18 protein-coding genes, 1 tRNA gene and 1 pseudogene are annotated in these 19,586 nt (G+C 64.4%); 5 read left to right on the forward strand and 15 right to left on the reverse strand.

What is annotated here, in order from left to right:
- Nucleotides 1-4 precede the first annotated feature (4 nt).
- Nucleotides 5-1,594, reverse strand: coding sequence for a L,D-transpeptidase family protein (locus VK682_RS10130; RefSeq protein ID WP_230794601.1), 1,590 nt, complete (start codon nt 1,592-1,594; stop codon nt 5-7).
- Between the two features lie 394 nt (nt 1,595-1,988).
- Here VK682_RS10130 and mepK point away from each other — a divergent pair, with 394 nt between their 5' ends.
- Nucleotides 1,989-2,558: a peptidoglycan L,D-endopeptidase MepK gene (gene mepK, locus VK682_RS10135; protein ID WP_230794306.1), complete on the forward strand. Its 570-nt coding sequence runs from the start codon at nt 1,989-1,991 to the stop codon at nt 2,556-2,558.
- A gap of 195 nt (nt 2,559-2,753) precedes the next feature.
- Here the strand turns inward: mepK and trpS are convergent, their stop codons facing one another.
- The 6 genes and pseudogenes from trpS to VK682_RS10165 all read right to left on the reverse strand — a co-directional run bounded on the left by trpS (nt 2,754) and on the right by VK682_RS10165 (nt 7,253).
- The gene (gene trpS / locus VK682_RS10140) at nt 2,754-3,755 is read right to left on the reverse strand and encodes a tryptophan--tRNA ligase (RefSeq protein WP_230794305.1); all 1,002 of its coding nucleotides are present in this window, start codon (nt 3,753-3,755) and stop codon (nt 2,754-2,756) included.
- Between the two features lie 251 nt (nt 3,756-4,006).
- Nucleotides 4,007-4,756 carry a type I methionyl aminopeptidase gene (gene map / locus VK682_RS10145; RefSeq protein WP_230794304.1) on the reverse strand — a complete coding sequence of 250 codons (750 nt, stop codon included), beginning with the start codon at nt 4,754-4,756 and terminating at the stop codon, nt 4,007-4,009.
- Nucleotides 4,757-4,902: 146 nt separating this feature from the next.
- Nucleotides 4,903-5,451, reverse strand: coding sequence for a GNAT family N-acetyltransferase (locus VK682_RS10150; protein ID WP_089847183.1), 549 nt, complete (start codon nt 5,449-5,451; stop codon nt 4,903-4,905).
- Nucleotides 5,452-5,566: 115 nt separating this feature from the next.
- Nucleotides 5,567-5,836: a 50S ribosomal protein L27 gene (gene rpmA, locus VK682_RS10155; RefSeq protein WP_089847180.1), complete on the reverse strand. Its 270-nt coding sequence runs from the start codon at nt 5,834-5,836 to the stop codon at nt 5,567-5,569.
- Nucleotides 5,837-5,864: 28 nt separating this feature from the next.
- Nucleotides 5,865-6,239, reverse strand: a pseudogene (gene rplU, locus VK682_RS10160) (50S ribosomal protein L21); the annotation flags it as partial.
- A gap of 204 nt (nt 6,240-6,443) precedes the next feature.
- Complete coding sequence (locus VK682_RS10165; protein ID WP_230794303.1) at nt 6,444-7,253, reverse strand: hypothetical protein; 810 nt, start codon at nt 7,251-7,253, stop codon at nt 6,444-6,446.
- Nucleotides 7,254-7,433: 180 nt separating this feature from the next.
- Between VK682_RS10165 and VK682_RS10170 the strand changes: the two genes are divergently transcribed.
- Nucleotides 7,434-7,523, forward strand: a tRNA-Ser gene (locus VK682_RS10170).
- Nucleotides 7,524-7,879: 356 nt separating this feature from the next.
- Here VK682_RS10170 and VK682_RS27340 read toward each other — a convergent pair.
- The 8 genes from VK682_RS27340 to VK682_RS10205 form a co-directional block, all read right to left on the reverse strand.
- Nucleotides 7,880-8,386 carry an HGGxSTG domain-containing protein gene (locus VK682_RS27340; protein ID WP_380715809.1) on the reverse strand — a complete coding sequence of 169 codons (507 nt, stop codon included), beginning with the start codon at nt 8,384-8,386 and terminating at the stop codon, nt 7,880-7,882.
- An 813-nt stretch (nt 8,387-9,199) separates the two neighbouring features.
- Nucleotides 9,200-10,696 (reverse strand): YfjI family protein, encoded by a 1,497-nt coding sequence (locus VK682_RS10175; protein WP_324781750.1) that lies wholly within the window; start codon nt 10,694-10,696, stop codon nt 9,200-9,202.
- Nucleotides 10,693-11,430: a DUF7146 domain-containing protein gene (locus tag VK682_RS10180; RefSeq protein ID WP_324781751.1), complete on the reverse strand. Its 738-nt coding sequence runs from the start codon at nt 11,428-11,430 to the stop codon at nt 10,693-10,695. The genes VK682_RS10175 and VK682_RS10180 overlap by 4 nt, the downstream gene beginning before the upstream one ends.
- A gap of 235 nt (nt 11,431-11,665) precedes the next feature.
- A complete protein-coding gene (locus VK682_RS10185) occupies nt 11,666-11,962 on the reverse strand; it encodes a hypothetical protein (RefSeq protein WP_324781752.1) in 297 nt (98 codons plus the stop codon).
- 110 nt (nt 11,963-12,072) lie between these two features.
- The gene (locus tag VK682_RS10190; RefSeq protein ID WP_324781753.1) at nt 12,073-12,261 is read right to left on the reverse strand and encodes a helix-turn-helix transcriptional regulator; all 189 of its coding nucleotides are present in this window, start codon (nt 12,259-12,261) and stop codon (nt 12,073-12,075) included.
- Nucleotides 12,262-12,418: 157 nt separating this feature from the next.
- Entirely contained in the window at nt 12,419-13,372 is a 954-nt protein-coding gene (locus VK682_RS10195) for a hypothetical protein (protein WP_324781754.1), read from the reverse strand.
- Nucleotides 13,369-14,661, reverse strand: a complete 1,293-nt coding sequence (locus VK682_RS10200; RefSeq protein WP_324781755.1) for a tyrosine-type recombinase/integrase — start codon at nt 14,659-14,661, stop codon at nt 13,369-13,371. The genes VK682_RS10195 and VK682_RS10200 overlap by 4 nt, the downstream gene beginning before the upstream one ends.
- 391 nt (nt 14,662-15,052) lie before the next feature.
- On the reverse strand, nt 15,053-15,682 hold the full coding sequence (locus tag VK682_RS10205; RefSeq protein WP_230794302.1) for a TetR/AcrR family transcriptional regulator: 630 nt from the start codon (nt 15,680-15,682) through the stop codon (nt 15,053-15,055).
- Between the two features lie 149 nt (nt 15,683-15,831).
- On the opposite strand from VK682_RS10205, the gene VK682_RS10210 reads away from it, so the two are divergent.
- Genes VK682_RS10210 through VK682_RS10220 form a run of 3 tightly spaced genes read left to right on the forward strand, consistent with a single transcriptional unit; the run spans nt 15,832 to nt 19,540 of the window.
- Nucleotides 15,832-16,665: an FAD binding domain-containing protein gene (locus VK682_RS10210; RefSeq protein WP_324781756.1), complete on the forward strand. Its 834-nt coding sequence runs from the start codon at nt 15,832-15,834 to the stop codon at nt 16,663-16,665.
- A complete protein-coding gene (locus VK682_RS10215; protein WP_230794300.1) occupies nt 16,662-17,162 on the forward strand; it encodes a (2Fe-2S)-binding protein in 501 nt (166 codons plus the stop codon). Before VK682_RS10210 ends, VK682_RS10215 begins: the two co-directional genes overlap by 4 nt.
- Nucleotides 17,159-19,540 carry a xanthine dehydrogenase family protein molybdopterin-binding subunit gene (locus VK682_RS10220; RefSeq protein ID WP_324781757.1) on the forward strand — a complete coding sequence of 794 codons (2,382 nt, stop codon included), beginning with the start codon at nt 17,159-17,161 and terminating at the stop codon, nt 19,538-19,540. The genes VK682_RS10215 and VK682_RS10220 overlap by 4 nt, the downstream gene beginning before the upstream one ends.
- Nucleotides 19,541-19,586: the final 46 nt, after the last annotated feature.

The raw sequence follows: 19,586 nt of genomic DNA on the forward strand, positions 1-19,586 counted from the left end.
GGATTTAACTCTGCCCGCCGCCCAGCACCACCCCCGCTGCGGCCAGCGCCTGCCACAGTGCGGCATCCCGCCCGTACACATCGGCGCGGTAATTCACCTGCCCCTTGGGTTCGGTGAAGGCGGTGCGGTAGATCAGGTGCACCGGCACCGGCTGGTCAAGGTTGACGCGGGTTTCCGCGCCGGTGCGCAGACGCTGCTGGAAAAAGCCCACCGGGTCATCGGTCTGCGGCGCCAGCAGCGCATAGGCAAAGTCATGCGGATCGCTCAGCCGCACGCAGCCATGGGAAAAGGCGCGCTCTGACCGCTCGAACAGCGATTTCGACGGGGTGTCGTGCAGGTAGATGTTGTACTGATTCGGGAACATGAACTTCACCGTGCCAAGCGCGTTGTTGGGCCCCGGCGGCTGGCGCATGGAGAAGGGAAAGCTTGAGGCGCTGTATTGCGCAAAGCCCGCGCCGCGATTGACCTGCCTGCCCCGGCTGTCGGTGATTTCCAGATGGCTGACCGCGCCGGGATTGCGGCGCAGCTGCGGCAGGTATTCGTTCACCACGATGGACCGGGGCACATACCACGAGGGGTTGATGACCATGAACGCCATGCTGTCGGAAAATTCCGGCGTGCGGCGGTCGGGCGTGGCCGCCCCCACCACCGAGCGCGTCTCGAACGTGACCTTGCCGTTGTCGATGATCTGCGCCTGAAAATCGGTGAGGTTCACAAGGATATGCCGCGCGCCCAGCCCCTCGGGCAGGTTCATCCAGCGCTCGCGCTCCAGCCCCACGATCAGGGATTTCAGCCGCTCTTCGGGGGCTACGTTGATCTGTTCCAGCGTCGCACCGCCCGCCACGCCATCCGCCTGCAGGCCGTGATCGGCCTGAAAGGCTGTGATGGCATTGCTCATCTCGGCATCCAGCGTGGCCGACAGCGTCGGGCGCAGATAGCCCATGGCCACCAGCCGGTCGCGCAGGATCACCACGCCCTGCCCGGTGTCGCCATAGGAATACTTGCCCGCCGGCACCGGGGCGCCCCAGCCGCCGCGCGCGATCTTGCGCTCCAGCATCAGCTTGGCGCGCAGCAGGCGGGAATATTCCGCGCTCTGCGGCACCAGCCCGCGCAGCACCGTTTCGGGATCGCCGCTGCTCAGCGCCTGCAGCAGCGCCTGCGGATCGCGGCGCGGCGCCTCGCGCTTGATGTCCGACACCACCCGCGACGGGGTCAGCACGCCGCTTTGCAGATCGCGCGCATAGCTCAGGAAGGCGCGGCTCAGCTCCACCTCCAGCGCGCCGCGCGCCTGTTCGCCGCTGACCTGCCGCATCCGCGCCATCAGACCCGGCAGATCGTAGCGTGCGCCCGGCAGCCCATGCGCCCCGGCCATTTCCAGCGCGGCGATCAGCGCGGCGCGGCGCTGTGCCGAGCTGTCGTCGGATCCGGTCCAGATCGGCGCAAAATCCCGGTCACGATAGAAGGCCGCCATGCCCTCGTCCGCGCCAAGGGATTCGGCCACGGCGAGCCTGTAGGCGGTGGCGGAGAGCGAAACCGCCCCCGCCTGCTGCGGCGCTGCGGCCATCAGAAGCCCCGCTGCCACCAAAGACGCCATCACGCCACGGCGCATCGCCCGCCCCGGTCGGCCAAATGCTGCTTGCCTTCTTGTCGCCACGCGCGCCACTCCTTCAATCATGTCCATCACTCGAACCCGGGTGAATTTTCGGCGTCTCTTCCGGGGCTTGTCCACTCACTTTTGGAGCAGCCCGGTATCTTTTCGCAGCCTGCGACCGGGCTGCATCGACCGCCAACGGGCGGGTTCCGTCACGCGGGCTCAAAAAGTCCTTTGCGCGAGAAATCGCCTAAATCTGTCAACGCCTCAGATTCGCCGGAGTTCCCGCTTTTCGCAAGATCCCGGATATGCGATAAAAATATCGCATCTGGGGAGATGGCAGGCCCGTCCAACGAGGCGGGGACAGGACAAGCTACGAACGGGACAGGCGTTACTCATGACAGCACATAACGCAAGCGGCATCACGCGGCGTGGCCTTCTTGGTGCGTTCGCAGCCACCCTTGTGACCGCGGCACCAACCTATGCAAACGCGGCGGGGTTTCTGCGCGGCGCGGGCGACATCCGGCGGCTTCGGATGTTTTCTGCGCGCACCGGCGAAACCATCGACATGATCTACTGGATCGAAGGGCAATATATTCCCGACGCTCTTACCGAAGTGTCGTATTTCATGCGCGACTGGCGCAGCGACGAGGTTCTGAACATTGATGCCCGCACCGTGGACATCATGACCGCCGCACATAACCTGATGGACTGCAGCGAGCCTTACATGCTGATCTCGGGCTATCGCAGCCCCAAGACCAACGCGATGCTGCGGTCGCGCTCTTCGGGCGTGGCGCAGAATTCGCGCCACCTCGTCGGCGAGGCGGCGGATCTGCGGCTCAATTCCCGCTCCGTCAACCAGATGGCGCGTGCGGCACAGGCCTGCAAGGGCGGCGGCGTCGGTCGGTATTCCGGCTCGAACTTCGTGCATATGGACTGCGGCCCGGTGCGGAGCTGGGGCAGCTAAGCCCAGCTGCACAAGGTCAGACGATCAAGGCGCCCCTCCGCTTGGGCAGGGGCACCTTGGCTTAGACTGCGACACGGTCACGGCAGACGCTGTCAAAAGCAGCCTCCGCACTCAATCAAGGCCCTCGCAGACCCCTGCGAGGGCCTTGCTGTCTTGGGACGGACCGCCGACCCGGCTTTTCCCGCCGGGCTGCTATCAAAGCAAGAACAGCCCTAGCGCCTCAATCACGTCCCGCTTCGTGGTTTCGGTGCGGAGCATGGCCCGCTCGGTGCCGGAGCGGATGACGTCCAGAACATAATCGGGCTGCCGGGCCAGCTCCGCACGCCGCTGACGAATGGGCCCGATAAGATCCTGCAGGATATCGTTCAACCGCAGCTTGATCGCTTGATCGCCAAGTCCGCCGCGCCGATACCGCGCCTTCAACTCCTCCACCTCTTCGGTCGCATCGTCGAAAGCGTCGAGATAGGCGAACACGGTATTGCCTTCCACGCGCCCCGGATCCTCGACCCGCAGGTGCATGGGATCAGTGAACATCGCCTTGACGGCGGTGCTGATTTCATCGGGCGAGGCCGACAGCGGAATGGCATTGCCACCCGACTTCGACATCTTCGCCTTGCCATCAATACCGGGTAGCCGACCCGATTTCGGAATTACCGCCTTTGCCTCGGGCAAGACATCGGAACCTGCAACAGCGTTAATGCGGCGGACAATTTCATTTGTCTGTTCAATGAGCGGCGCCTGATCCTCGCCCACCGGCACCACAGTTGCCTTGAAGGCGGTAATATCTGCCGCCTGTGCCGCCGGATAGCACAAAAAGCCCGCAGGAATATCGCGACCAAACCCTCTGGCGCGGATTTCATCCTTGATGGTCGGATTGCGTTCAAGCCGGGCAACCGACACGAAGTTGAGGTAGAGCATCGACAGCTCCGCCAGAGCAGGCAGGTGAGATTGCAGGCAGATCGTCGTGCGGGCTGGATCAATGCCGACCGCCAGATAATCCAGCGCGACTTCGATGACATTTCTGCGCACCTTGGCCGGATCATGGGCATTATCGGTGAGCGCCTGAGTGTCGGCCAGCAGAAGGAACTGCTGGTGATCCGACTGAAAGCGTAATCGGTTGCGCAGCGATCCGGCGTAATGCCCGATATGCAGAGGACCGGTCGTGCGGTCTCCGGTCAGAATGATGGGTTTGGACATGGGCTTCTCCTCGGGAAAAGGAGGCGCCGCACGGGATTTCGGAAAGACAAAGGCCGCCCATGCGGCGGCCTCGGGATGATAGGAAACATTCCGGCCACCTGGTCAGGAGGCCAGCCACCAGCGTCGTGCGATGACCATCGAATTTTCCATGCAGAGGGTCGTATCGCCACGCCAAGACATGGTCAAGCAGCAGGCGGGGCCACCCGGTCACGCCTGCTGCCGCCCGACGGCCCGCGCTGCGGAGATCTGGCCTAGCCCGGCAGCGTCAGGACGACCGGGCCGCGGTCGGTCGCGACCACAGTGTGTTCATACTGGACCGCCGGGGCGCGGGGCGTGCTGTAAAGCGTCCAGCCATCCGCGCCTTCCTCTGCCCAGAGCCCGCCCTTGGACAGGAAAGGCTCGACGGTCAGCACCATGCCCTTGGTGATGCGGCGCCTGTCGCCCCGGGTCGCCCATGTGGGGATTTCCTCGGGATATTCGTGCAGCGACCGCCCGACCCCGTGGCTGGCAAGGTTGCGGATCAGCGTATAGCCGCGCGCCGAGGCGAAGGTCTCGATCGCCTTGCCGATGCCTGCAAGCGGCCTGTCGGCGGCGACCTGCGCCAGCCCGATCTGCAGCGCGCGCCTGCCATCGCGGCAGAGCCGGTCCAGCGACGGTGCCACCGGCCCCACCCGGAACGTGGCGCCGGTATCGGCGAAATAGCCGCATCTGGAGGCGGAGACGTCGATATTCACCAGATCCCCCCGCGCAAGCACCCTGTCGCCGGGGATGCCATGGGCGATCTCTTCGTTCACGCTGATGCAGGTGGCCCCCGGAAAGCCATAGACGGCCTGCGGGGCGGGCTCTGCCCCCTCCGCCTCCAGCAGATCGCGGCCGATCTCGTCCAGTTCGCGCGTGGTCATGCCCGGCTCCAGCGCCGCTCCCATGGCCTGCAGCGTGTTGGCGACGATGCGGCCAATGATCCGCAGCCCGTCCAGGTCTTCGGCTTTGGTGATGGTCATGGCGGCTCTCCCGGTCTGGCGGCGACGCGCCGCAGCGCCATCCTGCGGCCCGTCGCGCCGGTGTCAATCCGTCTCTGACGCCCGCCCCGGAACGGCAAAGGCGCCCCGCCAGCGGCAGGGCGCCCCGTTCAAGGCCCGAAATTCCGTCAGACCATGCGGCGCAGATAGGTCCATGTCGGCACTGTGGCGTTGCGGGCGACCGAAAACGCCTCCGCATCGCCGATATAGTCGAAGCCGCAATTCACCAGCACCCGCGCCGAGGCGGCGTTGTCCTGAAAGACCGAGGCGAACATGGTGGCGCTGCCAAAGGGATTGGCCGCGACCATGGCCGCCACCGCTTCGGAGGCATGGCCGGTGTTCCAGTAGGGCGGCGCCACCCAGTAGCCGATCTCGGCCTGATTGGGATCAAGCCGCTCCAGCGAGATCAGGCCCATCACCTCTGCCCCGCCCTGCGCGGATCCGTCCATGGCCCAGATATCCTCGACCCGCTTGGGATCGGTGGCACGGGCGATGAACGCCTCGGTGGCGCCGGGCGGCAGCGGATGCGGGATGGAGGTGGTCATGCGCGCCACGCGTTCGTCGGCGGTGTGCAGCGAGATCAGCCCCGCATCGGAGCGGCGCAGCGGGCGCAACACGGCGCGGGGGGCTTCGATGACCGGCTGAGCGGCCTTCTGGTCCACAGGGGCCAGTTTCATGTGCATTCTCCTCTGATGCACGGAAATCTTTAACAGGCCGTTTTCGTCTCCCCCCGAAAACAGCGAGGGGACCGGCCTGCCGCCGATCCCCTGCACATGTCGATTCAGGATCGGCTTATTCGGCGGCCTCTGCCACCGGCAGCACGGATACGAAGGTGCGACCCTTCAGACCCTTGCGGAAGGTCACGGAGCCTTCTTCGGTGGCGAAGATCGTGTGGTCACGGCCCATGCCCACGCCGGTGCCCGGCCAGACCTTGGTGCCGCGCTGACGCACGATGATGTTGCCGGGAATGGCGGCCTGGCCACCATAGAGTTTCACGCCAAGACGGCGGCCCGCAGAGTCGCGGCCGTTGCGGGAGGAACCGCCTGCTTTTTTATGTGCCATGGGTCAGTCTCCTTTGACTTGCTTACTCGGCCGCGGCCGCGGGAGCGACTGCCTTGCCGGTTGCGGCCTTCACGCCGGTCTCGTCCGCGCCGGAGGCGAGGATCTCGGTCACACGCACCAGCGTCAGCTTCTGACGGTGGCCACGGGTCCGCTGCGAGCTGTGCTTCCGGCGGCGCTTGACGAAGGAGATCACCTTCTCGCCCTTGATCTGGTCGATCACGGTCGCCTGCACGGCAGCACCTGCGATCCGGGGCGCACCCACGGTCACGGTGTCGCCACCCAGCATCAGCACGTCGTTGAACTGCACGGTCTCACCGGCATCGGCTGCCAGCTTTTCCACGCGCAGCACATCGCCCGCCTGAACCTTGTATTGCTTGCCGCCGGTTTTCATCACCGCGAACATCTGCGTCTTCCTTCGTTCTGGCCGCGTCCTGTGGCGCCCTTTCGGGACTTCCCGCGCCGGAAACCCGGCCCGCCTTCGGACAGCGCGCCCCGTCAGGGGCTGTCATTGATAAAAAATCGCAGCGCAGGCCGAATCCGGCCCCGCTCCGAAGTCGGGTATATCGGGCGAAAGCCCCGGGCTGTCAACCCGCGCGGCGTGCCGGAACTACAACTCCTCGCCCAGCATCTGCTGCGCGGCAGCAAGCCCCAGACCATAGGAAATCTCGTCATACATGGCGTTGAACCCGGCAAAGAGCGCGCGGTTCATGGCGCGGCCCTCGGGGCTGGCCGACAGCGCCACATACTCGTCCAGCACCGCATCCGACAGCGGGCGATAGGCCACCAGCAGGAAGGCATAAAGCCATTCGCGCGTGTCGCTGCGGGTGTCCTCTTCCTGCGCCCAGACCTCGGACAGGATTTCTTCCTCGGTCATCTCGAAGGCGCCGCCATCCACCAGCCCCAGATAGAACTGGTAGCTGGCATTCATCGCCCCCACCACATTCGCCTCGACCAGATCATTGGCCTCCACAAAGGCCTCGATCTGCTCCAGCCGGGGATCGTCGGTGCCGTCCAGCGCCTGATAGGCCTCGCGCGCGGAGGCCTCCAGATCGTCGTCGATCAGCGTGCGCCGGGCGGTGATCTCCAGATCGACCACCCGCTGCCCGTCTTCGGAGGTGAAGAAGTCAAGCAGCGGCCCGGCCTCGGTCCCGGCAAAGCTGTCGATGAACTGCCCGCGCACCACCTCTTCCATCGCCTCGGTGTCATAGACTTGCGACACCACCGCGCGCCAGCCGCGGGTGGCGCCACCGGGCAGCAGATCCTCGCCCATCTCCTGCGCGTAATCGAGCCCCTCCTCGCGCATCACCTGCACGATCTCCGGAACGCGCATCGCCTCCAGCAGGGCCTCGCCGGGGGCGGCGGGCAGGGGCGCGGCGGCGCAGATCAGAACGACAGGGGCGACAAGGCGCAGGGACATGGTCCGGGAATCTCCATTCAGGGCGTAACAGACCCTAGGGCGCGCGCGCCCCATTTCCAAGGGCTCCCCCGGCCCGGCGGAAAGCTGCCGGAGGGGAAGCTGAAGGAAAAGTGAAGGGTGGCAAAATTCCCTGTTGCACCCCGCCGCCCGGACCGCTAAACGCCCCTCCACGATCCCCGCGGAGAGGTGCCGGAGTGGTCGAACGGGGCGGTCTCGAAAACCGTTGACCCTGCAAGGGGTCCCAGGGTTCGAATCCCTGTCTCTCCGCCATTTGGCCTTGAAATCGCAGGATAAAATCATCCTTTTGCGATTTTACCCGCCAAAAAGCCCGCCAAACCATTTGCGCTTGGATGCTATGCGGTGCGACAGCGCGGCGCTTTGGCAGTCCTGTTGGTGGATCTGGGCAGAGCTAGCGCCGCAGCGTGATTGCTGGCAAGCGACTTGCGTTACACCCCATGACGAACCAGCGGTGCGGCAATCTTAACATTTGCTATCATCTTTGCGGCAGCCCGACCGCGCAGCCGGGCTTGCAGAGATTTGGTCAGGCTCGGGAAAGCGATAGTAAGCATTACCGTGTCGGGCGCATGCTGCGAATCTAGAAATATCCAGATCCCTTGCGCCGGTTTCTATTGGTCTTTGTCCGGGTGCCCCCGTTCTGCCCGCCAGCGTGCCCAGCGCCGCCGCTGAGCATCGCGGATTCGTTCGATGCCCTCGGGTGTTCTCGCGCCGGTAGACATGCCCCCGTGAAACTTGCAGCGCCTTTTGCCCGGCACAGACAGCGCGCGGCAGGATGCGCCTTTGCGGGTCAGGGCGCCGCAGCGCACGCGCCGCCTAGACGCCATCTCGGCCCGTGCCGCTTCCCATCTCTGCACCTGTGCCGCGAATGCTGCCGCTCGGGCCTCGGTTTCGGCATCCAGCCTTTCACCCCACCCCGCGCGTGCGCGTATTGGTGCGACAAAAACCGGCAGGCCCAGCGCCTCCGCCATCCGCTTTACCGCCCATGCGTTGCGATCCAACAGGCGCTTGCCTTCCCAGTAGGACACGGCGTGCCGCCCGCAGCCCGCCCGCCGGGCAAGATCGGACTGCGACAGCCCAGCCGCCCTGCGGAGTGCCGCGAATTCTGCGCCCGTCATGCGCTACCCCGGATCTTGCGGCGCTGCCGGGCGGCGGCCTTCCGGCAACCTTCACCGCAATAGCGCGCGTCTGCCCTCTTGTCGAAATGCAGCACCCCACAGCACCAGCGGCACAGCCAATCGCCCTGTGCAAAGCGTCGTCCGATCCGAATGGCCCGCTGCCTGCGGTTCCGGTTCTGCGGTCTCGGGCCGAAAGGGGGCCAGACGGCATAAGGTAAGTAAACGGCACAGGATCGACCCTGCCATTCTTCAACCCAGACTGTTCCGGGTTCGGGTCCAGACATTTTTTGCATCCTTTGGCTTGATGTTTTTTGAGGGTCAAAACCGGGTCAGGTGCTTGGCTTTGTTACTGGCGAATCTTGCCGCACCCCGGCGCCCCAGTCGCGGCAAGCCCCGTTCCATTGCCTGCCCTGCGGCCCGTGGCGTTCCCATTCGGACAGGCACCGCCAAGCATCGAGACTGACAACGCGGCCCGTCCAAGTCAGGGGCCTGCCGCCGGGCGTGATACCGTGCGGGAATGGCTCGCGTGTCGGGCGTGAAAGTTCGGGGGCTGGTGCGGGCGCCGGGCTTTCGGGATCCGGGGGCGCTGGGCGTGCTAATCGTGCTAGACGTGCTAAACGGCCCGCCCCCGGCGCCGCTTGCATGACGACTGCGCCAACCGCCGGAAACTCTGCCCCCTCGGCCCCCTGAGACGTGCTAGACGTGCTAATCGTGCTAAACGGGGGCGGAAGATTAGCACATCTAGCACGATTAGCACCGCCCTGCCCCTCCGCTATGCTTATGGTCTCGATGCGGGCGCGGGCCGCTTTCACGTCAAACCGCATGCCCCACCCTAACAATACCATAAGCCTCCTTGCGCGCAGAGCCACGCACCTCGGCCCCAGCGGGCAGACGGTAAAGCCAACCATGGGTTTCCAGCATGGCAAGCGCCTTCCTTGCTGCCGGGCTTTCCCGAAGTGCCCGGATTGGTGCCCGCTGAACCACATCTGACGGCATCACCTCGGAATATTCCCAGCGTTCCAACAGCCACTTGCGCAGAGTTTCGGCCCGCTCGATTTCCTCGGACACGTTCGCGGCATCGGCCAGCCGCCGCGCTTCGGACAGGTAGAAGTCGGCAAGCCCTATGCCGCTTTCCATCGCATCCAGAGAGACGGCAGCGGCTTCAAGGTCTGTCCATGCGGTCAGCACCCCGGCAATGCGCGCCGCCTGTTCCGCAGCCTTGGAGGCATAGCCCGTAATATTGGCATAATCCCCGCCGGGCACCTGTTGCGCCTCCACATGGTCGGAATAGTCAGTCAGCATGGCACGGGCTTCTGGCGACAGCGGTAGAACACGCGGGGCAAGTTCGCGGGTGTCGGGATCCATGGGCAGGGGCGTTTCCAGAATGCGGCTCAGCCGATCCGAGAATCCGGCAAGGGCGGTGTCGTCCTGCCGCACGCGGGATTGCAGGCGGGTGCCGATGGTGCTGGGCGGTTCACACATCAGAAAGCGCGGCAGAAAGCCGGTATCTGCGGCCATGGAATCGGCCATGAAGGCGCGGGCAACGCTGGGCTGCACCATGAGATGCACGGCCAGCCGCCGCCCATAAAGCGCATAAGAGCCTTCCCCGGCGCGGGTGCGGCGGATCGGGTTGCCCTGCCATAGGTCATTAAGCGCCGCCAAGGTCTTTTGCCTGTTGTCTGCCGACATGGCAAAGCCGCCAAGGAATTGCCCGCCTTCATCCGAGAATATGCCAAGGGTCGGCATGCCCTCGGCAAACTTGCGGGTCAGCCCCTCATATGTGGGTTCTGTCACCGTGCGGTCGGGCGTAGGGGGTGCGCTCGGTTCCTTGCCCAGCGCAGCAAGATCGGCCTTTGCGGCGGTGCGCTTTTCGCCTTTGCCCCTGCGCACGTCTGTCAGGATGCGGTCGCGTTCGCCTTTCCAGAGCGCATGGGCGTTTTCCCATGACGCCATCCCTTCGCGGCGTTCCTTGGCCTGTTCCTTTTCGAAACTGCGCAGCGCTGCCATAAGCGGCCCGTCGCAGGACGATTTCCTTTCCCCGGATCGGGCGATGGTCAGGGCATAGAGCGACAGGGGCCGGGTGCCCCCCAGTGTTTCCACATCGCAAAAGCCCTGCACCGCCAGAGAGGCCACAGAAAGGGCCGATGCCGCAGGAATGGCAATCGGGGCAAGGGTCTGGCCCTGCACCGCCTCCACCGCTTCCCGAAGCGGCCCCAAGGCCTCCACAGGGTAAGGCTCTCCTTGCGGGATTTGGCGCAGCAGCGGTTGCGGCCCCTCGGCCTTGAACGGGATAGGTTCGGGGGCGGTCATACGCTGGCCCCTTTCATGGCTAGAATGTCGTTCCAGTCGCGGCCCTCGGGCGCGGGCAGCAGCGACACCCGCCAGCCCAGCCCATGCGCGCGCTCGGCCAGCGCCCTAGCCGCCGCGCGGCCCGCGTCATCCCCGTCTGGGGCGATGGTCAGCCGCCCGGGTCGGGCAGGCAGATGCAAGCCGCGCAGGCCGGACGTGGATAGCCCCGCCCAGATGGTCGCAGGCGCGCGCAGCAGCCCGCAGGCAAGGCTCAGTGCGGTTTCGATGCCCTCGGCCACCACTAGCGGGCCTTCCGCCTCAGCAAGCCGCACAGCGCCGCCTGCGGTGCGCCCCAGCATCGCCTTTTGCGGTTCGACATCCGCCTTGGCGCTGCCGTCCGCGCGCAGATAGGTGCGATGCACCGCAAAGCGGTCGGCACCGTCGATCCGGGCCAGCATCGCGGGAAACCGTGTCGCGGTCGGATGCCAGCATGACGGGTGAAACCGCAGGGACTCGGACAGCGGGCAGGAAATGGCCCGCCCGCGCAGGTAGGTTTCCGCAAGCGTGCCTGCGATTGGTCGGGCCTCGCGCCACAGTGCAAGGGCCTGTCGTTCGCGTTTCGCGGCCTCAGCCAGCGCCTCGGCATCCCGACGCGCCAGCGCTGCCGGATCGGGCGGCGCGTAACTGCCGGGGGCGATGCCAGCCGCCGCCAGAATATCTGCGAAGTCGCAGCAACCGCGTTTGCAATGTGCCAACAGCCGCCCATTGCTGCCTTCGGAAAGGGTCAGGGCATTCTGCCCCGGGCGCCGCGCGGGCTGGCAGACCGGGCATGGTGCCGCCCCATAGCTGCGATACCAACGGCCCCGCAGAGTTTCGGTAAGCGTGCGGGCGTCCATCATGCGACCCCTCCCCAGACAAGTGCCGCCAGCGCGTTCACCTGTCCCTCGGTCAGCCCGTGAAGGCGGCGCAGATAGAGAGCTTGCAATCGGGTCATGCAGCACCGCCATTGCAATGATCGGCCAAAGATTTGGCGCTGGGCGGAAACCGCAGCTTTGACAGATCGGTGCCGGGGGCAAGGCGGTAATGCGCGATATTCTGGGGGCCGCGATACTCGGTCAGGATCGGCCAACCATATTGCCTGCGCAGCTTTTCGGTAATGGCAGCAAGGCGCCAGCCTTTCACCTCGCGGATCTCCGTTCTTGTGGATAGGGTGCGCCCATCTCTAAGCGCCTTGCAGGTCCAGAAAATCTGGCTTGGGCTGGAATACCAGCTCTCGGATTTAGTCATGTTCAATGCCTCTTGCCTTGCTGGAAAAGGCGGTTCGCGCTATCCCTCAGACATGCAGCCCGCCCGAAGAATTGCGCCGCCGCCCGTAAGCCAAACGGGTGGCGGTTTTCTTATGCGGCGCTGCCGTGTTTAGCGGCTTCCCATGCTTCCAGATCGGCCAGCTTCCAACGGGTGGTGCCGACAGTCAGGATAATTGGCGCAGGAAAGGTCGGATCAACTTTAGCCCAGCGCCAAGGTGTCGTTCGGTGAACCCCGTAACGGGCGGCAACTTGGGTGTCGGTAAGGTAGGTATGCGGCATGCGATGCCCTCCAATATGGTGCTACTGGAAGAAGCATGACGTGAACGGGCTTGAAGGTTAATATTCAAAATCAAGCGCTTATGCGGCTTTCCCATTTGGGCTACACCGCTTATGCGTCTCAGGAGAAAAGGCATACCGTTTAAAGGGTTTGTCGTTTTCAGTGAGCCTTTCTAGGCGGTTTATCTGGAAAAATGGCTTTGAGCCGAAGCTTCAAATCTTCACCAGCTTCGCCTCGCCGGATTTCACCTAGATATTCCTCGATCTGGCCTTTACCTTGCCTCCACAGCTTAGGTGAATCCTTCGCAGCGTCGTCAGCAGCAATTTTCGCAACGTCCAAAGATTTGATCCGAACCAAAGCAGGATTCAACGCAACCAGATTTTCCATTCCTTCAAGAATTTGCGTTCTCCGAGCTTGCCTGTCTTGCGCAGACCTATCTCCGGCGGCTTTAGATCTCTTTTTCTTTGTTTCGAGAGATTTAAGACCTTCAAGGGCGTCTGCTTCGATTGATTGCTTCACGCTCATTTCGCTATAGATTCGTCCAGCGGCGAAACCAAAGTCGAATACCTGTGAAGTAAATTCAGCAGCTTCATCTCCGAAGCTTTGGTCGGCCTCTTCTATCGCGTAGTCTCTCTCCGCTAAGAGGCGTGACAGTTGAGATAAAAGCATTTGCATTGAGAGCGTGGGTTGCCCAACCGCAGCGGCGCAAGAGGCGCAAATGCAAGTTAACCTAGGCACATCATGGTATTCTGCGTTAAATTCTTGGTCGGCCTGCATCTCAATTATGAGGCGTTCCCCCCTTGAGTCTATGATGTTAGCGCCTATTGCAGCATCCAAAAGGTCATCTAGACAGGGATACTCCTCGACTTCTTCCTGAGACAGCAGCCAGTGCATTGTAAAGACGCCATGTGTGCGCCAAATGGGAACCAATTTATTCTGACAGGCGCCATCGCCGCACATACATGTTTGTATATCTATCGTTACAATATAAGGTAAGCCGGGCTTCGCAAGCCGAAGTGGACCATGTGTTTTGATCGCACTGGAAAGAGCTTCAAAGTCGATTTCTGCTTTTCCGTCAAGTTCGCTCGGAATTTCTCTATCTGGTTCGGTCATCCTATCCTCACAACATTGGTCTGATCTGCGTGGTCGCCGGTCAGGTAGTCCGCCCATGCCGCCATCATGGTGCGGCGTTTCTCCACCATGTCGCCGCGCCGGTAGGACGCTTCCACAGCATTGCCCACCTTGTGCGCCAAGGCCACCTCGGCCATGTCGCCCGGGAAATGGGTCCGCTCGGCCACCCAGTCGCGGAACGTGCTGCGCAGCCCGTGCGGCACCGCAGGGCACTTGCTTACCCGATCCACAAACCCCGGCCCGCCCTCGGCCACATCTGCCGCGTGCAGGCGCTTCATGGCGGCGCTTAGCGTCATGTCGGACATTTCCCCCCCGCGCGGCGCCGGGAATACCAGCGGGCACCCCTCGAAACGCGGCAGAGATTTCAGCAACGCCACAGCCTCGGGCGTCAGCGGCACGCGGTGTTCCCTGTCCATCTTCATGCGCGCCGCCGGTATGGTCCAAAGACCCGCCTCTAGGTCGATTTCATCCCAGAGCGCGCCGCGCACCTCTTGCGAGCGGCTGGCGGTCAGCGCCGCAAATTCCAAGGCGCGGGCGCCCATGCCTTCCCGCGACCGCACGGCGGCGAACCAGCGCGGCGCGTCGTCAACTGGAACCGCCGGTTGGTTACGCTGTTTCGCAACCTTTGCGGCAGCAGGCAGAAGCTCTTTAAGATTGCCCCCCCAACGGGCTGGATTGTCGCCGGTGCGGTGCCCTGCAACTGTCGCCCACGACAGCACCGCCTCAATACGTCCGCGCAGTCGGGATGCGGTCTCGGTTTTGCTTTGCCAGATCGGTTCCAGCACCCGCAGCACGTCCTGCACCGCGATTTCATCAACCAGCATCGGGCCAAGCTCGGGCATGGCATAGGTTTGCAAGGTGTTCTGCCATTGCTGGCGATGCTTGGGGTTCTTGAAAGCGTCCAGCTTTGCGGCAAGGTATTTGTCGGTTGCATCCGCAAAGCTCATGCCCCGGCTCTGAGCGGCCACCAGTGCCGCCTTTGCGGCCCTCCGGTCCTGCACAGGGTCAATGCCGCGTCGGATCTGGTCTTTCGCCTCACGCGCCCGCTCGCGGGCCTGCGCAAGCGTCACATCAGGAAAGCCCCCCAAGCCGATTTCCCGGCGCTGAGCGCCCACGGTCACGCGCAGCAGCCATGTCCTGCCGTTGTTCGGGGTGATTTGCAGCATAAGGCCTGAGACGCCGCCCACAGCGAACGTGGCATTGCGCCCCCGTCCGGGGTGCTGCAACCTCTTTACGTCAAGCGCGGAAAGCTCCTTGGCAACGCGCGGCATTATGCACCCCTCATCATACCCGCCTAAATGTATGCACCCCATCACAACGCATTGCAACAGGGCGCAACAACATGCGGGTCATATAGCTGAAGTTAATAAGGGAATTTGCGCCATAGCCCGACAGGGCGCGACACATAAATGGCGGGCTGTCTCTCCGCCATTTTCTTACACGCAATCAAGGTTGCATGGTAAGAAAAAGGTGCTTTTCCTATCACTTCTGCGACTGCGCCGGATGGCTCCTTTGACACGGGTGTCCTCCACCGGTTCCGGTCACGCGCGCAGAAGACTGTTCCCTGATAACCGGCTGGAACGGAACACGCGAACCAGACCCGTTGCGGCTGGCCCGAGCCCTAAGTCCGATGTTTCGCCCCTGCCCTGCGACAGAGGGTGTCTAAATCTCACTGACGCCGAAATAGGCCAGATATTTGTCGATTGCGCTGGCGATCACCTCTTCGGGGTGCTCGGGCGCGGGCAGGCCGTAGATATGGGTGCGGATGCCGATATAGACGATCCCCCCATGCAGGTTCCAGATGTCCTCCATGCTGGGCTGGCGCGTGCCCGACGCCACCGCCGCCGTTTCCGCAAGGACCGGTTCGAGAATCACGTCCCCCAGATGCTCGAGATAGCGGTGGTTGAGCGCGGCTCCGGCAAGGCCCGAGAACATGAAGATCCGCATCCAGTCATGTTCAAAAATCAGTCTGCTGTATTCGGTATAAAACGCCAGCAGGCGGGTCCGCAGCGCAACGGACCGGTCGGTCAGCCGGTCGGGCCAGTCAGAGGAGAGCCGACCCAGATAGACCTTTTCATAGACGGCCTCCAGCAGATCCTCTTTGGTGGCGAAGTATTTGAAAAGAAGCGATTGTGTGACGCCAAGCCGCTTGGCCAGCTGGCGCGTGTTGCCCTCCAGCCCGACCTCGGCGAAGAAGCGCACCGCCTCGTTCACGATCTGCTCGCGCCGCTCCTGCGGCGGCAGCCTCCGACGCGTGCCCGCGTCCCCGTCCCGTTCGGTTGCGATGTCCAAATCCACGTCCTCAGCTCGCCGCTCCGAGGCCCATCTAACAAATTTTTCTTGAAATGTTCAGTTTTTTATAGATCATCCGATCAACAAGAGTGAGCAGCCGATCAATAAGCCGCAAGGCAGGGCTGCGCTCATGGAGGGAGGAGGTCATCATGAAGGCATCAGCGGGCGGTTACGCCCGGGCCGTCGACGTGCCCCATGCGCTGGAGCTTATGGCCGGATCGGCCGGGGCTGGCCGGTATCTGGCGGGCGGCCAGAGTCTGGTCGCGGCGCTGAACATGCGCCTGTCCGAGGGCGACATGCTGATCGACATTTCCCGGATCGCGGATCTGTCCGGGATCCGCGAAGACGGGGATCACCTGCGCATCGGCGCCCTCACCCGCCATGCCGATATTGGCAGGGACGCACTGATCCGGACCCATGCGCCGCTGCTGTCGGACGCCGTGCGGCACATCGCCCATGCGGCGATCCGCAATCGCGGCACCATCGGCGGCGCGCTGGCCCATGCTGATCCGGCTGCCGAATTTCCGGCCTGCGCGCTGGCGCTTGGCGCGACCCTGCATGCGCAGGGCGGCACCGGCACGCGGGACATTGCGGCGGAAGAGTTCTTCGAGGATGTCTTCACCACCACGCTTGCCGAAGGTGAGATCCTGACGGGTCTTTCGGTGCCCAAGGCGGAAGCGGGCGAGGTGCAGGTGATCGAGGAGGTGGCGCGGCGGTCCGGCGATTACGCGCTGACCGGGCTCTGCCTTGTCCGCCGGGCGGCGGGGCACCGTCTGAGCATCTTCTCTGCCGGGCCGGTGCCGATGCTGGCGCGGGGGGCGATGGCGGCGCTGGATGCGGGCGATCTGGACGCGGCGGTCGAGGCCCTGCGCGCCGAGATCGATCCCCCCTCCGACACACAGGCCAGCGGCAGCTACCGCAGGCATCTTGCGGGCGTGCTGCTGCGCCGAGCCGTAGAGCGCATCGAAGGAGACCGTGCATGACCCAGACCTTCCGTGACAGGGTGGATGTGTCCCTGACCGTCAACGGCGAACCGGTCGAGGCCCGCGTGCCCGTGGGGCAGCATCTGATCGACTTCCTGCGGACCAACCTGGGGCTGACCGGCGCCCATGCCAGCTGCGAACATGGCGTCTGCGGCGCCTGCACGCTCCGCGTCGACGGACAGGCGGTGCGCGGCTGTCTCATGCTCGCCGCGCAGGCTGACGGGGCCGAGATCTGGACGGTGGAGGGGCTGACCGACACCGGAACCATCCGTGATCTGCAGGACGCCTTCGTGGCGCGCAACGCGCTGCAGTGCGGCTTCTGCACCCCGGGCATGCTTGTTGCGGCGGAGGAGCTTCTGGAGGCAGGCACCCTGCCCTCGCGCGCCGAGATCCGCGAACACCTGTCGGGCAATTACTGCCGCTGCACCGGCTATGAGGCCATTGTGGACGTTGTGGAAAGCGTGGCGCGGGCACGCGCCGGAAAGGCGCAGGCATGAGCATCGCATTCGGAAATCCCGACCGGCCCAATTCCTATATCGGCAAGACGGTGCCGCGCCCCAACGCGCGCAAGCTGGTGCAGGGGCGCGGGCGCTATGTCGACGACATCGTGCTGCCGCGCATGGTCCATGTGGCCTTTGTCCGCTCTCCTTTCGCCCATGCCCGGATCACCGGGATCGAGGCCGCGGCGGCGAAGGGCGTCAAAGGCGTGCTTCGGGTCTTTACCGGCGCCGATCTGGCGGAGGTCTGCACGCCTTGGGTCGGGGTGCTGGCCCATCTGAAGGGGCTGAAATCCCCGCCGCAGCATGCCTTGGCGGTGGACCGCGCCGCATGGGTCGGGGAGCCGGTGGTGGCTGTGGTCGCCACATCGCGGGCCGCCGCCGAAGACGGCGCGGCGCTGGTCGAGGTGGACTATGACCCGCTGCCGGTGGTGACCGACACCATGACCGCCCTCGATGCGGACACCCCCGTCCTTCATCCCGATCTGGGCGACAACCTCGCCTTCCGGCGCCTGCACGAGGAAGGCGATGTCGCGGCGGCGATGGCTTCGGCGCATAAGGTGATTTCGGCCCGCTTCCGCACCGCGCGCCATACCGGCGTCACGCCGGAGCCGCGCTCCATCCTCGTGGACTGGAGCCCGGCAGACGGGCAGATGACCGCCTATCACGCCACGCAGGCGCCGCACATGATCCAGACGGTGCTTGCCGCACATCTGGACCTGCCCGAAAGCCGGGTGCGGGTGATCTGCGGCGATGTCGGCGGATCCTACGGGATCAAGGTCCATGTCTATCCCGACGAGGTGGCGACCGCCGCCATCGCCAAGGTCATGGGCCGCCCGGTCAAGTTCATCGCCGACCGGCTGGAAAGCTTTTCCACCGACATCCACGCCCGCGATCACGAGATCGAGGCGAAGATCGCGGTGGATGCCGAAGGCCGGATCCTCGCCATGGATGTGGATGACTGGACCGGCATCGGCCCCTATTCCGTCTATCCGCGCACCTCGGCCATCGAGGGCAATCAGGTGGTGAACCTCTGCGGCGGGCCCTATGATTTCGCCAATTACCGGGCGCGAACCACGGTGGTGTTCCAGAACAAGACACCCACCTGCCAGTATCGCGCCGTGGGCCATCCGATTGCCGTGGCGATCACCGAAGGGCTGGTGGACATGGCCGCCGCAGCACTTGGCATGGATCCGGTCGAGATCCGGCGGCGCAACATGTATGCCGATGACGCCTATCCGGTGACCTCCCCGGCAAAGATGCGGTTCGAGGGGCTGTCACATCATGCCTCGATGGACAAGCTGATGGAGATGATGGATTACGACGCGCTCCGCGCCGATCAGGCCGAGGCGCGCAAGCGCGGCAAGCATCGCGGCATCGGCATCGCGTCCTTCATCGAACTGACCAACCCTTCCCCCTTCATGTATGGCATTGGCGGCGCCCGGATTTCCGCGCAGGACGGCTGCACGGTGCGGATGGATCCCGATGGCTCCATCGTCGCGCTGTCGGGCGTGACCGAGCAGGGACAGGGCACAGAGGCGATGCTGAGTCAGGTGGTGGCCGAAGGCGTCGGCGTCCTGCCCTCCAGCGTCCGCGTCATCACCGGCGACACGCAGGTCACGCCTTATGGCGGCGGGACATGGGCCTCGCGCGGGGCGGGCATCGGCGGCGAGGCCGCGCTGCAGGCGGCGCGGGCGCTGCGCCAGTCCATCCTCGAGGTGGCGGCGGCGATGCTGCAGGCCGATGCCGGGGCGCTCGACATCCGCGACGGACAGGTGGTCACCGCCGAGACCGGCGAGCAGCGCCTGCCGCTGGAGGAACTGGGCCGCATCGTCTATTTCCGTGGCGACACGCTGCCCAAGGGCCTGCCGCGCGAACTGGTGCAGACCCGGCATTTCATCACGATGGACTATCCTTTCGCCTTCACCAATGGCGTGCAGGCCTCCTATCTGGAGGTGGACACCGACACCGGCGTCGTCACCCTGCTGAACCACTGGTGCGTCGAGGATTGCGGGCGCGTCATCAACCCGCAGCTGGTCGATGAACAGATCCGTGGCGGCATCGTGCAGGGTCTGGGCGGCGCGCTTTACGAGGAAATCCATTACGACAGCGAAGGCCAGCTTCTGAATGGCTCCATGGCGGATTATCTTGTGCCGATGGCCGCCGAGATGCCGGACATGCAGATCGGCCATGTCGAAACGCCGACCAAGGAAAGCGAACTTGGCGCCAAGGGAGCCGGAGAGGCCGGCACTGCCGGGGCCCCCGCCGCCGTGATGAACGCGATCAACGATGCCCTGCGCCCGCTTGGGGCACAGGTCACCGAAATGCCCTTTACCCCCGAGCGCATCCTGCGCGCGCTCGGGACGATTCAGGACTGAATCACCAAGGGGCGCGACGGGAGCGCGCCCCGCACCAGGGAGGAGA

Source organism: Salipiger marinus (assembly GCF_035481585.1).
GTDB lineage: Bacteria > Pseudomonadota > Alphaproteobacteria > Rhodobacterales > Rhodobacteraceae > Salipiger > Salipiger marinus.

What these genes read in the sequence shown, in the direction of transcription:
- VK682_RS10130 (WP_230794601.1), bottom strand. Translation starts at nt 1,594, where the DNA reads ATGGCGTCTTTGGTGGCAGCGGGGCTTCTGATGGCCGCAGCGCCGCAG.
- mepK (WP_230794306.1), top strand. Translation starts at nt 1,989, where the DNA reads ATGACAGCACATAACGCAAGCGGCATCACGCGGCGTGGCCTTCTTGGT.
- trpS (WP_230794305.1), bottom strand. Translation starts at nt 3,755, where the DNA reads ATGTCCAAACCCATCATTCTGACCGGAGACCGCACGACCGGTCCTCTG.
- map (WP_230794304.1), bottom strand. Translation starts at nt 4,756, where the DNA reads ATGACCATCACCAAAGCCGAAGACCTGGACGGGCTGCGGATCATTGGC.
- VK682_RS10150 (WP_089847183.1), bottom strand. Translation starts at nt 5,451, where the DNA reads ATGAAACTGGCCCCTGTGGACCAGAAGGCCGCTCAGCCGGTCATCGAA.
- rpmA (WP_089847180.1), bottom strand. Translation starts at nt 5,836, where the DNA reads ATGGCACATAAAAAAGCAGGCGGTTCCTCCCGCAACGGCCGCGACTCT.
- VK682_RS10165 (WP_230794303.1), bottom strand. Translation starts at nt 7,253, where the DNA reads ATGTCCCTGCGCCTTGTCGCCCCTGTCGTTCTGATCTGCGCCGCCGCG.
- VK682_RS27340 (WP_380715809.1), bottom strand. Translation starts at nt 8,386, where the DNA reads ATGACGGGCGCAGAATTCGCGGCACTCCGCAGGGCGGCTGGGCTGTCG.
- VK682_RS10175 (WP_324781750.1), bottom strand. Translation starts at nt 10,696, where the DNA reads ATGACCGCCCCCGAACCTATCCCGTTCAAGGCCGAGGGGCCGCAACCG.
- VK682_RS10185 (WP_324781752.1), bottom strand. Translation starts at nt 11,962, where the DNA reads ATGACTAAATCCGAGAGCTGGTATTCCAGCCCAAGCCAGATTTTCTGG.
- VK682_RS10190 (WP_324781753.1), bottom strand. Translation starts at nt 12,261, where the DNA reads ATGCCGCATACCTACCTTACCGACACCCAAGTTGCCGCCCGTTACGGG.
- VK682_RS10195 (WP_324781754.1), bottom strand. Translation starts at nt 13,372, where the DNA reads ATGACCGAACCAGATAGAGAAATTCCGAGCGAACTTGACGGAAAAGCA.
- VK682_RS10200 (WP_324781755.1), bottom strand. Translation starts at nt 14,661, where the DNA reads ATGCCGCGCGTTGCCAAGGAGCTTTCCGCGCTTGACGTAAAGAGGTTG.
- VK682_RS10210 (WP_324781756.1), top strand. Translation starts at nt 15,832, where the DNA reads ATGAAGGCATCAGCGGGCGGTTACGCCCGGGCCGTCGACGTGCCCCAT.
- VK682_RS10215 (WP_230794300.1), top strand. Translation starts at nt 16,662, where the DNA reads ATGACCCAGACCTTCCGTGACAGGGTGGATGTGTCCCTGACCGTCAAC.
- VK682_RS10220 (WP_324781757.1), top strand. Translation starts at nt 17,159, where the DNA reads ATGAGCATCGCATTCGGAAATCCCGACCGGCCCAATTCCTATATCGGC.